We start from the raw sequence: 14,097 nt of genomic DNA, 5'->3' as shown, positions 1-14,097 counted from the left end.
CGAACGAGAAGGTGAGGCAGATGGCCGAATACGAGATCGTCCGCGAGTACGCGTATCCGATCGAGGAGGTGTGGGCAGTGCTGACCGATCCGGCGCAGGTCGCCCAGTGGACCACCACCGGGCAGGGCGGACGGCCCGAGGGCTTCGTGCCGGAGCCGGGCACCCGATTCCGGTTCGTCGGGAAGCCGACCATCGGGTGGGCGGGGACCGTCTACTGCGAGATCGTCAGCGTCGACGCGCCACACGCGATGCACTACACCTGGCGGGGCGACGAGGGTAGCGATGCGGTCACCGACGTGCGCTACCTCCTCGAGGAGACACCGGGCGGGACACGATTCACCTGGAGCCATTCGGGCTTCACGGGCATCGGCGGGTTCGCGATGGCGCGCCTGCTGGGCAGCGTGCGGAAGAAGATGCTCACGACCGGTCTGCCGCCGATCCTCGACGCATACCACCGCGCCCGCGCGTCCCGATGAACCACGACGAGCCGGAGGCCGTCCGAGCGCGAGGTGCCGGTCAGGCGCGCGCGGGAAGGCGGGGGTCGAGCCAGGCGAGGAGGTCGGCGACGACCTCGTCGCGGTTGGTCTCGTTGTAGATCTCGTGGCGGGCGCCGGGGTAGACGATCGTGGTGACGTCGCTGAGCCCGGACCGCGTGCGGTACGCCCGCTCGAGGCGGCGGGCGGAGGCCTCCCCGCCGAGCGGGTCGTCGCTCCCCACCTGGATGAGCAGCGGGAGGTCGCGGGCCAGCCCGCGCGCCGGGCGCCCCAGCATCCGCGCGGCGTCCGTCAGCCCGAACAGCTTCTGCAGCGGAGTCAGGGTGGTGAGCGGGTCGTCCACGAACTCCTCGGCGACCCGCGGGTCGCGGCTCAGCCATTCCGCCCCGGTGGTGCCCAGGTGGGCGTGCCGCTTGTTGAGGTCGCCGCTGTTCATCGACCCGACCATCCGGTACGCCGTGCCCGAGAGCACGGCGGCGTCGTACTCGTCGCTGTGCCGGTTCAGGATGATCTGGCCCATCAGCGAGCCCCAGCTGTGTCCGAGGTAGACCAGCGGCACAGCCGGGTTCTCGGCCCGGACGAGATGACTGAAGGCGCGCACGTCCCGGATCGCCGCGCGGAGGCCCCCGGGACCGAGCCTTCCGAGTTTCGTCGCGTCGCCGCCCCACTGCTCCATGCCCGTGCGCCCGTGGCCGAGATGGTCGTCGGCGTAGACCGCGTATCCGGCGGCGGCCAGCCGCTCTGCGAGCGGCCGGTAACGGGCCGCATGCTCCCCGACACCGTGGGCGATCTGCACGGCGGCCCGCGCCGGACCGACGGCCGGATACGCGTCGTAGTGGATGCGGATGCCGTCGTCGTCGGTGAAGGTGTGCTGCACGGGATCATTCTGACCCACAAATAGACGCCGGCAGACGACTGAGGTTCACGTGGTTGCGCCCATTCGAGCCGGATGGCCGCAACCACGTGAACCTCGGCGCAGCGAGGCATTTTGTTTAGCAAGTCTAAATTGCTAGGCTAAGTATTTGTGGCTTCCCGCATCACGACGCACGACCTCAGCAGCGCACTGCGCATCGCGGTCGCGCGTCTCTCACGTCGGCTGCGCGCCGAGAAGGAGGACGACGAGCTCAGCGACTCCCAGACCTCCACGCTCGCCTTCCTCGTGCGCGAGGGCTCCGGGACGATCGGCAGGCTCAGCGAGCACGAGCGCGTCAAGCCGCCCTCGATGAACCGCATCGTCAACCACCTGGAGCAGGCGGGCTACGTCGCGCGCACGGCCGACGCCGAGGACGGACGCAAGGTCGTTGTCGTCCCGACCGAGGCCGGGCGCGGGCTCGTCGCCGAGACGCGCCGCCGGCGCGACGCCTGGCTGCACCAGCGCCTCCGCGGCCTCACCGCCGAGCAGCGCGCCGTGCTGGTGGAGGCCGCCGCGATCATGCGCGAGGTCGCCGACTCGTGAGCGCCATGTTCCGCTCCTTGGCCGGCGTCAACTACCGCATCTGGGCCGCCGGCGCGCTGGTCTCCAATGTCGGCACGTGGATGCAGCGCACGGCGCAGGACTGGATCGTCCTCACCCAGCTCACCCACAACAACGCCGCCGCCGTCGGGTTCGTGATGGCGCTGCAGTTCGGCCCGCAGCTCCTCCTCCTCCCCATCACGGGGTGGGCGGCCGACCACCTCGACCGGCGCAAGCTCCTCATGGCGACGCAGGGCGCGATGGGAGTGCTCGGCCTCGGTCTCGGCCTGCTGACCGTCACCGGCGTGGTGGAGCTGTGGCACGTGTACGTGTTCGCACTGCTGCTCGGCGTGGTCGCGGCGTTCGACGCGCCCGCCCGGCAGACCTTCGTCTCCGAGCTCGTCGCGGGCCCCAACCTCTCCAACGCGGTCGCCCTCAACTCGGCGTCGTTCAACGCGGCGCGGCTCCTCGGTCCCGCCGTCGCCGGTCTGCTGACGGCCGCAGTGGGGGCGGGATGGGTGTTCCTCATCAACGCCGCGACCTTCGGCGCCGTCCTCCTCTCGCTGATGACCCTGCGTCGCGAGCAGCTCTACCGCACGGAGCGGGCCAAGCGGACGCGCGGCGGCCTCGTCGACGGCTTCCGCTACGTGCGCAACCGCCCGGACATCCTCGTGATCCTGGTGATGGTCTTCCTCATCGGCACGTTCGGCCTCAACTTCCCGATCTTCATCTCGACCATGTCCGTGACGGTGTTCCACCAGGGGGCGGGCGAGTACGGCATCCTGTCGTCGGTCATGGCGATCGGCTCGGTCGTCGGCGCTCTGCTCTCGGCGCGGCGCGAGCGCCCGCGCGTCGCCCTGCTCTTCGCCGGTGCGGCCCTGTTCGGTGCGGGATGCGCCCTCGCCGCCGTCATGCCGACCTACTGGCTCTTCGCGATCGCGCTCATCCTCGTGGGCGTCTCGTCGCAGACCCTCATGACGACCGCGAACGGCACGGTGCAGATGACCACGGATCCCGTGCTGCGCGGCCGGGTGATGGCCATCTACATGGCGATCTTCATGGGCGGGACGCCGGTGGGCGCGCCGATCGTCGGCTGGGTCGCCGACACGTTCGGCCCACGATGGGCGATGGGCGTCGGCGCGGCGAGCGGATTCGCCGCCGCCCTCGTCGGCGTCTTCTACCTCGTCAGGTATCGCGGCCTCCGCGTGCGCTTCACCGGCGTGCGCCCCCGCGTCGTGCTCAACCCCCGCGAGCAGCTCCGCGAGGAGCTCGCGGACACCGAGGCCACCGCCACGCGCACCTCCTGACCCGCCGAGCCCCGCCCGGCCCCCCGACCTATTCCGGAGAAGGAGGCCGAAGCTGCCCGATCCTCCGTTCCGACGGAGAACTGAGCGGAGTGGCGGCAGAGAACTCCGTCGTTGCCCAGCGCCGCCGCCTGCACCCGACGAGACTCCGGAACTCCGGACTTCCGCGCCGACGCGCCGTAAATTCCTCCGCAGCTCCGGAGATTCGGTACTCAGTAGGGCTCGTCTCCGGAATTGCTGCCGCGGCACGTCGACTCGTCGGTGGGCGCCCCTCAGCCTTTGACCGAGCCCGCCGCGAGGCCCTTCATCACGCGCTGGTTGAGGAAGAGGTACAGCAGCAGGGTGCCGAAGATGCTGACGCAGATCGCGGCGAACAGCGGCCCGTACTGGATGGCCCCGTACTGCCCCGTGAAGTTGAGCAGGCCCACCTGGATGGTGCGCAGGCTCTCGCTGTTGGTGAAGGTCAGCGCGATGAGCAGGTCGTTCCAGAGGAAGAAGAACTGCACGAGGCCGACGGTGAAGATCGCGTTGCGCACGATCGGCACGCCGATGGACCAGAACTGCCGGAGCATTCCGGCACCGTCGAGAGTGGCCGCCTCGAACAGTTCGCGCGGCACCGCCCGGAAGTAGGTCGCCACCATGAACACGGTCAGCGGCAGACCCGACGCGGTGTACGTGATGATGAGCGGCCAGAGCGTCCCGGTCAGCTGCAGGTTGAAGTAGATGGAGAACAACGGCAGCAGCACCATCTGCCCGGGCACCATGATCCCGGCCAGGAACAGCAGCAGGATGGTGCCCCGCCCCTTCCACACCAGGATCTCGAGGGCGAACGCGGCGGCGACGCCGAGCGCCAGCATGAGGAACAGCGCCGGGAACACGGTGAGGACGCTGTTCAGGATGTACTGGCCCAGGTTGCCCGTCGTGAACGCGCTGACGTAGTTGCTCAGGTCCCACGAGCTGGGCAGCGTCCAGAAGGGGTCGTTGAGGAACTCGTCCTGCGTCTTGAACGAACCGAGGAGGATCCACACCAGCGGGTAGATCTCCACGATCAGCAGCAGGCCGATGAGGATGTTCATCGGCAGGCGGCCGAGGAAGCGGCGGCCCGAACGGCCGGGGGCTCCTGCGGGCCCGCGCTTCAGCGCGACGCCGTGGTCGAGGTCGGTGACGGCGGTCATGGGTCAGCCCTTCGTCAGGTCGCGCCGGGAGCCGCGGAAGATGAAGACGGTCACGATGAGGCACAGGATGGTCAGCATCAACGCGATGGTGGAGCCGTAGCCGTAGTCGCCGTACGTGAACGAGGTCTGGAACATGTACAGGGTCAGCGGCGTGGTCGCGCTGCCCGGGCCTCCGTTCGTCAGGGCGACGACGGAGTCGAACACTTTCAGCGTGCCGTTGATGGAGAAGATGATCGACGAGAGCAGCACCGGCGCCGACAGCGGCAGGATGATGTTGCGCACGAGGGACCAGCGGCCCGCGCCGTCGAGGCGCGCCGACTCGATGATCTCGTCGGGGATGTCGACCAGGCCGGCGAAGAGCAGCACGGCGTAGAAGCCCATCGAGCGCCAGATGTCCATGATGATCAGCACCCAGAACGCGCTGTCGGCGTGCCCGAGAAAGTCGGTGCCGGTGCCGCCGAAGGCCTGGATCAGTGCGTTGGCCGGGCCGGGCTGCGGGGTCAGCTGGAACATGCGCTGGAAGAGCAGCGACACCGCGACGGTCGGGAGCACGACCGGGAAGAACACGACGGTGCGGACGAAGCTGGAGGCGCGGCGCAGGAAGAACACGTACATCAGCGCCAGCAGGTAGCCGATGACGACCTGGCCGATGGTCACGATGATCGCGTACTTCGCCGTGAACAGCAGCGCGTTCCACGCGTTCGGGTCGGTGAAGAAGGTCTGGAAGTTCTTGAGGCCGGCGAAGGTGAAGCCCTGGATGAGGCCGCCGGAGAAGAAGGTGTAGCCGAACGACCACACGATCGGGACGAGCGTGATCGCGGTGTAGACGAGGAGCGCGGGGCCGACCAGGAGGAGGGCGGTGCGTCTGCTGCCGAGCACGGAGTTCATGGTGCGGGTGCTTTCTCGTAGGGCGGGATGCGGCGGACGGTGTTCCGCCGCATCCCGCCGAGCGGGCTACTGACCGAGCGCGGTCTGGACCTGCTGCATGAAGTCGGCGCCGGAGAGCGAGCCGTTGCCGAGCGAGCCGCCGTTGGTCTGGCTGGCGGTGGTCGCCTTGGAGCTGAACAGCGCCTCGAACCAGAGCACGGCCGACTTCGAGTTGTTCACGGTGTCCTGCACGCCCTTGGTGAGCGCCGAGACGTCGGTGTGCTCCGTGTTGAGCTTGAAGCCGGAGACGACACCGGACTTCGAGAGCACCTCGTCGCCGTAGTTCTGGGCGATGCACTTGAGCCACGCGGCGGAGCCGTCGTTGTAGGCGGCCTTGCTCATCATCAGCGGCTGACCGACGTTGGCGGGCGTCTGGTCGATGCTGCCCTTGCCTCCGGAGACGGCCGGGAACGGCATGAAGCCGATGTTGTCGGCGCCGATCTGGTTCTGCGTCTTGTCGTTGAAGTTCGACACGATCCACGAGCCCATGTAGAACATCGCGGCCTTGCCGGTGAGGAACTGGTTCGTCGCTCCGTTGTAGTCGGTCGAGGCGACGCCGGCGCCGAACGCCCCGGCCTTGCCGAGCTTCGAGACCTCGTCCGCCGCCTTCACGTAGTCCGCGTCGGTCAGCTTGGCCTTGCCGTCGGCCACGGCCTGCATCGCGTCGGGGCCGAGGTCACGGAGGATGTACGCGCCGACGAGGCGGGTGATCGGCCAGCCGTCCTTGCCGTCGCCGGCGAAGGGCTGGATGCCCTTGGCGAGGAGCTTGTCGCTCGCGGCGGTGAGCTCATCCCACGTGCCGGGGACGTCGATCCCGTTGTCCGTGAAGATCTTCTTGTTGTACCAGATGCCCTCGATGTTGAGCTCGTTGGGCAGCGCGTAGCTGTCCTTCTGGCCGTACAGCTTCTCCATCGTGGAGGCGGCGATGGGGAGGATGGCGTCGTCGAGGCCGTCCTTCTTCAGCTCGGCGCTGATGTCCACGAGCTTGCCGCCGGAGATGAACTGCTTGGCGAGGTCGGGCGTGCCCGGGCTGACGAACAGGCTCGGGAGGGCGTTCTGGCCCGCGAGGAGCTGGAGCTTCTGGTCGTGCTGGGTCTGGTCGTCGGCGTCCGTCTTGATGGGCGCGTCCTTCTGGGCGGCGGAGCAGGTGCCGGTGCTGAGCGCCTTGAGGGTGTCGTTCGGCGTGGTGTTGCTGGTGAGGCCGAGGGTGGTGAAGTTCCCTCCGCTGCTGCTTCCACCGCCTCCCGTGCCCGAGCACGCGGTCAGAGCGAGCGCTCCGGCGGCGAGGACGGCGCCGATGGCGACGAGGCGCCGGTGGCGGCGAGGTGCTGTGATCACTTTTCCTCCTTGAAAAGGGTCGCGTCCGGAGTCGCGAACGTGATTAGAACGTTTCAACGGGAATGAAAGCACACGCTTCCCCGCACTGTCAACAGGTCGACCGGTCGCCAGGTGGCCGAATGCGGGCCGACTGGCGGAAACCACTTGAAACGTTCTAAGGTGGCCCGAAACCACCACTCGAGGAGGAGTACATGACCGTCGTCGTCGAACGACCGCGCTTCGAGCGCCGCGCCGCGACCCCGTCCCGCACGCTCGGGATCGGCGTCGCCGCCCCGCGCCTGAGCTGGCGTTCCTCCTCCCCCGACCCCTCCTGGACGCAGGCCGCGTACGAGATCGAGGTCACCCGCGGGGCCGGTGCCGAGGTCTTCGCGGTCGCGTCCCCCGACTCCGTCTTCGTGCCGTGGCCCGCCGCTCCGCTCCGCCCGCGGGAGGAGGCCGAGGTGCGAGTCCGTGTGCGCTCCGGCGACGACGCGCCGTGGTCCGAGTGGTCGGCGCCCGCGCTCGTCGAGGCGGGCGTCCTCGACGCCGCCGAATGGACGGCGCACGCGATCGGGCCCGGCCCGCAGCCTGACGACCGCGACGGCCGGCCCGCCCTGCTGCGCCAGGAGTTCACCGCACCCGCCGGCCTGGCGCGCGCGGTTCTGCGCGCCACCGCCCACGGCGTCTTCGAGGCCGAGATCAATGGCCGCCGGGTCGGCGACGACGCCCTCGCTCCCGGCTGGACCGCATACAAGCACCGTCTGCGCGTCGTCTCGTACGACGTCACCGACCTCGTGGAGCCCGGCGCGAACGCGATCGGCGCCTGGCTCGGCGACGGCTGGTATCGCGGCCGCATCGGATTCGAGGGAGGCGTGCGCGAGTTGTACGGCGACCGCACCGCGTTCTTCGCCGAGCTCGAGCTCACCGCCGCGGACGGCTCGCGCACCGTCGTCGTGACCGACGGCTCCTGGCTGACGCATCCCTCCCCCATCGTCCGCTCCGGCCTGTACGACGGCGAGAAGTTCGACGCGACCGAGCACCTGCCCGGCTGGTCGCGCGCCGGGTTCGACGCGGTCGGATGGACCGCCGCCGAGGTGCTCCCCCTCGACACGGCGCTCCTCGTCGCTCCTGACGGGCCGCCCGTCCGCTGCACCGCCGAGCGCACCCCCGTCTCGATCACGCCGCTCGTCGGCGGCCGGCTGCTGCTCGACTTCGGGCAGAACCTCGCCGGGCGCCTGCGGATCCGCTCCGCCTCCTCGACCGCCGGGGAGACCATCGCCCTCCGTCACGCCGAGGTGCTGCAAGGCGGGGAGCTCTACACGCGGCCGCTGCGCCAGGCCGCATCGGTCGACGCCTACGTCGCCGACGGCGGACCGATCGACTGGGAGCCGCGCTTCACCATCCACGGCTTCCGCTTCGCCGAGGTCTCCGGCTGGACCGGCGACCCGCGCGACCTCGAGGTCGTCGCGCGGGTCTACCACTCGGACATGACGCGCACCGGCACCTTCGAGTCCTCCAACCCGCTGGTGAACCGGCTCCACGAGAACGTGCTGTGGAGCATGCGCAGCAACTTCGTCGACATCCCGACCGACTGCCCGCAGCGGGACGAGCGGCTCGGCTGGACGGGCGACATCCAGGTCTTCACTCCCACGGCGGCCGGGCTCTTCGACGTCTCAGGCTTCCTCGCCTCCTGGCTCAAGGATGTCGCCGCCGAGCAGCTGCCCGACGGCACCGTGCCCTGGTACGTGCCGGTCGTGCCGGGCGGCCCGTACTGGACGCCGATCCGCCCCGGCGCCGTGTGGGGCGACGCGGCCGTGCTGACCCCCTGGGACCTCTACCGGCACTACGGCGACCGCCAGGTCCTCGCCGACCAGTACGCCAGCGCGCGTGCCTGGGTCGACCTCGTCGAGCGGGAGGCCGGGCCGTCGCGGCTGTGGGAGTCCGGTCAGCAGCTGGGCGACTGGCTGGACCCGACCGCGCCCCCGGAGGACCCGACCGTCGCCACGACGGACAAGTACCTGGTCGCGACGGCGTACTTCGAGCACTCCGCGCGCATCCTCGGACGCATCGCCTCCGAGCTCGGGCGGGACGAGGACGCGGCCCGCTACGCGACGCTCGCCGACGAGGTGCGCGTCGCATTCCGCGCGAAGCATATGATGCCGGGCGGCACTCTCGTCAACCACGCGCAGACCGCCTACGCGCTCGCGATCGCTTTCGATCTCTTCGACGCGGACGAGCTCGCCGCGGCCGGGGAGAGCCTGCGCGACCTGGTCGCCTCCAACGGCTATCGCATCGGAACGGGCTTTGCCGGCACCCCGCTCATCGCGAACGCGCTGAGCGCGGCGGGCCAGACCGCCGCCGCCTACCGCCTCCTGCTCGAGCGCGAGTGCCCCTCCTGGCTCTACACCGTGCTCTCCGGAGGGACGACGATCTGGGAGCGCTGGGACAGCCAGCTGCCCGACGGCACGGTCAACCCGGGCGAGATGACCTCGTTCAACCACTACGCGCTGGGGTCGGTCGCCGCGTGGATGCACGACACGATCGCCGGGATCGCGCCCCTGGAACCCGCGTTCCGGCGCTTCCGGGTCGCCCCGCAGCCGGGCGGCGGCCTGACCTGGGCGCGACGGACGCTCGAGACGCCGTATGGCGAGGTGGCCGCGGCGTGGACGCTCACCGACGGCGTCTTCGACCTGGTCGTCGACGTCCCGACCGGCACCACCGCGGAGGTCGTGCTCCCGAGCGGCGCGACGACGACGGCCTCCCCCGGCCGGTACCGCTTCGCCGAGCCGGCCTCGATCACCGAGCCGGTGCCCGTGCCATGACCTGGTACTACCCGCCGCACCAGCGTGAGCTCGGGATGCTGCACACCCTCGTCCGCGAGGGTTTCGCAGCCAACCGCCACGTCGACTACGCGCTGAACTTCGCGGACGTCGACCGGGCGGCCGAGTTCCGCGTCGCCGGCGGGGAGGTGCTGCTGATCGAGGCGCCCGCCGGCGAACCGGCCGCGCTCTGCATTCCCGAAGCGGCATCCATCGTCGAGACGCGTGCGCGCGGGGCGGCGGAATGGGTCGCGGCGGTCGCCGTCGAGGGTGCGGCGGATGCTCCGCCGCACCGGGTGCTGGAGCCGCGTGTGCCGGTCCCGCTCACGCTCCGCGACGGACTCTGGGAGGCGGACGGCCCGGTGCTCGGGCGACCGGTCGTCCGCAGCGCCGCGCGTCCCGTGCTCTCCTCCGGCGAGTCGCGCGAGGAGGCGATTGCCGGGCTCACCGACCCCGAGGCAGCCGAGACGCGTCACGACGTCGTCGCGCTGCCCGACGGCTCGTGGACGACCGAGCACGAGCTGGGGTTCCGCTTCGTCGCGATCGCGTCGCCCGCGGACGACATCGCCTCGGTGGTCGTCGACGCCTCCCGGCGCCCGGTGCCCCGGCGCGGTGCCTTCGCCTGCTCGGACGAGACCCTGACCCGCGTCTGGCAAGTGAGCGCCGCCACCCTCCACGCCTGCATGCACGGCCTCATGCTCGACGGGATCAAGCGCGATCGGATGCCGTGGATCGGCGACCAGGCGCTCAACACCCTCTCGAACGGTTACGGCTTCGGCGACCGCGAGATCGTCACCGCCAGCCTCACGGCGCTCGGCCGGCCGCGGCACGGCTACGTCAACGGCATCGCGGACTACTCCCTCTGGTGGCTGATCGGCACGGGATTCCTCGCGCGCTCGTTCGACGCGGCCGCGTACCTCGCCGCGGAGGCCGAGCATCTGCACGCGTTCACGTCCCGGCTCGCCACGGATGCGGGAGACGACGGGCTGTTCCGCCCGCGGCCCTCCGGTGACGACTTCCACCTCCTGGTGTTCATCGACTGGGGCGTGGAGACCGATCCCGCCCGCGACTCGACCGCGCTGCAGATCCTCTGGGTCTGGGCGCTCCGGACGGCCGCCGCGAACCTGCGCGCCGCCGGGCACGGCGGCTCCGCGCGCTGGGAGGCGCTGGCCGAGCGCGCGCTCGCGACCGTGCGCGACTCGGCCTGGGACGCCGACGCCGGGGCGTGGCGCGAGTACGTCGACGGGGCCTCCGCGCCGTCTCCGTACCCGAACCTGCTCGCCGTGCTCGCCGGCCTCAGCGGCCCGGACGACCGGGCGGTGCGCGACCTCCTGCTCGCCACGCCGAGAGCGGGCACCCCGTTCATGACCGGGTTCCTGCTCCGCGCTCTCGTGGAACTCGGCGAGCCCGACGCGGCCGTCGCGCGCATCCGACGCCTCTGGGGCGGGATGCTCGCCTCCGGCGCCCGCAGCTTCTGGGAGGAGTTCGGGGACGACTTCGAGCCGTACGCCATGTACGACCGGCCGTTCGGCAAGAGCCTGTGCCACGCCTGGTCGTCCGGCCCCGCGGCCCTGCTCCCGGATGCCGTGCTCGGGTTGCGCCCGCTGGCCGACGGCTGGTCGCGCTTCGCCGTAGCTCCCCGGCTCGGCACACTCGCCTGGGCGACGGCGACCGTCCCGGCGCCGCAGGGCGACATCGTCGCGAGCGTGCACGACGGCGTCGCCACCGTCTCGGTGCCGGCGGGGACGACGCTCGTGAACGACGCGGGCGAGCACCCCGGACCGACGACGGTGAGCTGGGACGTGACGGCCGCGCATCCCGCACCGACCTCGGCACCCGCTCCGCCCTCCGCCGTGCCCTAGCATGATCGACATGACGCGGAAGTCCTCCGCCCGGGCCGACGTCGCGGGCCCACCCAACATGCACCACGTGGCCGAACTGGCCGGGGTGTCCGTGGCCACGGTCTCCAACGTCCTCAACCACCCGGAGAAGGTCGCGGACTCGACCCGCGGCAAGGTCGAGAGCGCGATCGACCAGCTCGGCTTCACGCTCAACCAGACCGCGCGGGCCCTGCGCTCGGGCGACGCGCACTCGATCGGGCTGGTCGTCATCGACCTGACCAACTCGCTCTTCGTCGACGTCGCCCGCGGCGCGCAGGGACGGGCGCAGTCCAACGCGTTCAGCCTCCAGCTCGCGAGCGCCAACAACGACCTCGGCATGCAGGACGACCACCTGCAGTTCTTCGACAGCGCCCGCGCGTCCGGGATCATCCTCGCGCCGATGCAGGAGTCGGACGACCAGATCCGCCGCGTGCGCCGCCACGGCCGCCCCGTCGTGGTCGTCAACTTCGACTCCCGGCTGACGGACTCCTGCCGCGTGCTCATCGACAACGAGCGCGCCGGCTACATCGCCGCCAAGCACCTGATCGACCAGGGCCGCACGCGCATCGCCTTCGTGGCGGCCCGGGACGACTACCAGCCTGTCCACGACCGCCGCATGGGGGCCCGCGCCGCCGTCGAGGAGGCCGGAGGGACGGTCGAGCTCGTCGAGCTGACCACGACCGACCTCGACCCCACCGGCGGCGCCGACGCCGGCGAACGACTCGCCGCGATGCCCGCAGGGACGCGTCCGGACGCCGTGCTCGCCGTCACCGACCTGCTCGCCATGGCGATCATCAACGAGCTCACCAACTCCGGGGTCAGCGTGCCGGAGGATGTCGCCGTGATGGGCTGCGACCACAACTCGGCGGCGTGGGGCGGCGCAATCCCCCTCACCTCCGTCGCGATGCAGGGCGAAGAGATGGGCCGCGCCGCCGTGGACCTGCTGCTCGCCGAGCTGCGCGACGGGCCGGGAGAGCATGTGCACCGCCGGGTGCTCCTTCAGCCGCACCTGGTCGTCCGCGAGTCCACGGTGGGCCGCGAGCGCGTCGCCGTGCCCTGAGGCCCCGGCATCCCAGTACCCCGGCACCCCGGCCCGTCGGCGGCGTGGGGTGAAACGATACGATGGCTGATCGGTCCACGGGATGCAGGGAGGGAGCACGGATGGCCGCCGCCAAGCGCCCGAGCGTGAAAGACGTGGCCGCGCTGGCCGGTGTGGCCGTCGGCACCGTGTCCAATGTGCTCAACCGTCCCGACATCGTCGCCGAGCCCACGCGCCGCGCCGTCGAAGACGCCATCGCGGCCCTCGGCTTCACCCGTAACGAGTCGGCCCGGCAGCTGCGTGCCGGTGCGAGCCGCAGCATCGCCATGGTCGTGATGGACGTCGGCAACCCGTTCTTCACCGACCTCTACGTGGGCGCGGAGGGCTTCGCCCTCGAGCGCGGCTACTCCATCCAGCTCGGCAACAGCGGCAACAGCGGCGACCGGGAGCAGCGGCAGCTCGCCGCGTTCGAGCAGCAGCGGGTGCGCGGGGTGCTCCTCGCACCGCTCGCCGGGGCGGGGGCGGTCGTCGAGCGGCTGCGCGAGCACGGCATCCCCACCGTGCTGGTCGACCGGGTGGCCTCGGATCTCGAGGCCTGCTCGGTCGCCGTGGACGACGTCGAAGGCGGGAGGCTCGCCGTCGGCCACCTCATCGCGGAGCGCCACCGCCGTATCGCCTTCGTCGGGGGCCCGGCCGATCTGCAGCAGATCCGCGACCGCGTGGAGGGCGCCCGCCTCGCGATCGCCGAGGCCGCCGCCTCCGGCGCCGGAGAGGTCCAGCTCGACATCCTGCCGGTCGAGCGCCTCAGCGCCGGGGACGGCCGCGACGCGGCGGAGCGCATCGTCGCCCGGCCCGCGGATGAGCGTCCCACCGCGGTCTTCGCCGCCAACGACCTCCTCGCGCTCGGCCTGCTGCAGGGCTTCGTCACCGCGGGGCTCCGGGTGCCGGAGGACATCGCCCTGATCGGCTACGACGACATCGACTTCGCCGCGACGGCCGCGGTGCCCCTGTCCGCCGTGCGACAGCCGCGCCGCGAGATCGGCTACGCCGCCGGGGAGCTGCTCTTCCGCGAGATCGAGGACCTGGAGGTCGGCGCCCCGCACGTGCATCAGCACGTGCGGTTCGTCCCCGAGCTCGTCGTGCGCCGCTCCTCCTCCCCCACCGCCTGACTCCCCCTCCCCGCAGAGGGGTCGCATCCCGCCGCTCTGCAGCCGGCGGAGCGGCGATTCGCGACCCCGCTGCGTCCGGCAGCGGGCCGTCTTGTGCCGCCGCGGTCCCCACGCTAGTGTTGAATCGTTTCAGAGGGGCGATTCGGCTCGCCCCCGACCCGACCACGACGAAGGAGTCACCGTGTCCGCATCCCGCCGGGTGTGCTTCACCATGCGGCTGAAGCCCGAGCGCGTCGAGGACTACCTCGCCGCCCACGCGACGGTCTGGCCCGAGATGCTCGACGCACTGCGCGAGACCGGCTGGCACGACTACTCGCTCTTCATCGACCGCGCGAACGGGCTGGTCGTCGGCTACCTCGAGACCGACGACTTCGACGCCGCGGTCGCCGGGATGAGCTCCCGCGAGGTCAACGACCGCTGGCAGGCCGGGATGGCGGAGTACTTCGCCGAGGAGGCCGCACCCGACAGCACGATGAACCGGCTGACCGAGTACTTCCACCTCGACTGAGCCCGCGGGCGT

12 protein-coding genes are annotated in these 14,097 nt (G+C 71.0%); 8 read left to right on the top strand and 4 right to left on the bottom strand.

The features are described from left to right. Positions 1 to 20: 20 nt before the first annotated feature. A complete protein-coding gene (locus IT072_RS01270) occupies positions 21 to 476 on the top strand; it encodes an SRPBCC family protein (protein ID WP_223358994.1) in 456 nt (151 codons plus the stop codon). Positions 477 to 516: 40 nt separating this feature from the next. Here the strand turns inward: IT072_RS01270 and IT072_RS01265 are convergent, their stop codons facing one another. Next, positions 517 to 1,371 (bottom strand): alpha/beta hydrolase, encoded by an 855-nt coding sequence (locus IT072_RS01265; protein WP_223358993.1) that lies wholly within the window; start codon positions 1,369 to 1,371, stop codon positions 517 to 519. Positions 1,372 to 1,518: 147 nt separating this feature from the next. On the opposite strand from IT072_RS01265, the gene IT072_RS01260 reads away from it, so the two are divergent. Next, positions 1,519 to 1,950 carry a MarR family winged helix-turn-helix transcriptional regulator gene (locus IT072_RS01260; RefSeq protein ID WP_223358992.1) on the top strand — a complete coding sequence of 144 codons (432 nt, stop codon included), beginning with the start codon at positions 1,519 to 1,521 and terminating at the stop codon, positions 1,948 to 1,950. Between the two features lie 5 nt (positions 1,951 to 1,955). Further along, a complete protein-coding gene (locus IT072_RS01255; protein WP_223360880.1) occupies positions 1,956 to 3,254 on the top strand; it encodes an MFS transporter in 1,299 nt (432 codons plus the stop codon). Between the two features lie 269 nt (positions 3,255 to 3,523). Here the strand turns inward: IT072_RS01255 and IT072_RS01250 are convergent, their stop codons facing one another. The 3 genes from IT072_RS01250 to IT072_RS01240 form a co-directional block, all read right to left on the bottom strand. Beyond that, positions 3,524 to 4,426 carry a carbohydrate ABC transporter permease gene (locus IT072_RS01250; RefSeq protein ID WP_223358991.1) on the bottom strand — a complete coding sequence of 301 codons (903 nt, stop codon included), beginning with the start codon at positions 4,424 to 4,426 and terminating at the stop codon, positions 3,524 to 3,526. 3 nt (positions 4,427 to 4,429) lie between these two features. Continuing rightward, the gene (locus tag IT072_RS01245) at positions 4,430 to 5,314 is read right to left on the bottom strand and encodes a carbohydrate ABC transporter permease (RefSeq protein ID WP_223358990.1); all 885 of its coding nucleotides are present in this window, start codon (positions 5,312 to 5,314) and stop codon (positions 4,430 to 4,432) included. A gap of 66 nt (positions 5,315 to 5,380) precedes the next feature. Continuing rightward, positions 5,381 to 6,691 carry an ABC transporter substrate-binding protein gene (locus IT072_RS01240; protein WP_223358989.1) on the bottom strand — a complete coding sequence of 437 codons (1,311 nt, stop codon included), beginning with the start codon at positions 6,689 to 6,691 and terminating at the stop codon, positions 5,381 to 5,383. Between the two features lie 191 nt (positions 6,692 to 6,882). On the opposite strand from IT072_RS01240, the gene IT072_RS01235 reads away from it, so the two are divergent. From IT072_RS01235 to IT072_RS01215, 5 genes are all read left to right on the top strand, one after another. Then, positions 6,883 to 9,492 (top strand): glycoside hydrolase family 78 protein, encoded by a 2,610-nt coding sequence (locus IT072_RS01235; protein ID WP_223358988.1) that lies wholly within the window; start codon positions 6,883 to 6,885, stop codon positions 9,490 to 9,492. Further along, positions 9,489 to 11,351 (top strand): alpha-L-rhamnosidase-related protein, encoded by a 1,863-nt coding sequence (locus tag IT072_RS01230; RefSeq protein WP_223358987.1) that lies wholly within the window; start codon positions 9,489 to 9,491, stop codon positions 11,349 to 11,351. The genes IT072_RS01235 and IT072_RS01230 overlap by 4 nt, the downstream gene beginning before the upstream one ends. Positions 11,352 to 11,361: 10 nt before the next feature. Next, positions 11,362 to 12,429 carry a LacI family DNA-binding transcriptional regulator gene (locus tag IT072_RS01225; protein WP_223358986.1) on the top strand — a complete coding sequence of 356 codons (1,068 nt, stop codon included), beginning with the start codon at positions 11,362 to 11,364 and terminating at the stop codon, positions 12,427 to 12,429. A 101-nt stretch (positions 12,430 to 12,530) separates the two neighbouring features. Further along, entirely contained in the window at positions 12,531 to 13,577 is a 1,047-nt protein-coding gene (locus IT072_RS01220) for a LacI family DNA-binding transcriptional regulator (RefSeq protein WP_223358985.1), read from the top strand. Between the two features lie 181 nt (positions 13,578 to 13,758). Beyond that, a complete protein-coding gene (locus tag IT072_RS01215; RefSeq protein WP_223358984.1) occupies positions 13,759 to 14,085 on the top strand; it encodes an L-rhamnose mutarotase in 327 nt (108 codons plus the stop codon). Positions 14,086 to 14,097 lie beyond the last annotated feature (12 nt).

Origin of the sequence: Leifsonia sp. ZF2019 (assembly GCF_019924635.1) — a bacterium.
In the GTDB taxonomy this organism is placed as follows: Bacteria; Actinomycetota; Actinomycetes; order Actinomycetales; family Microbacteriaceae; genus Leifsonia.
This window is presented reverse-complemented; position numbering and strand designations above follow the sequence as displayed.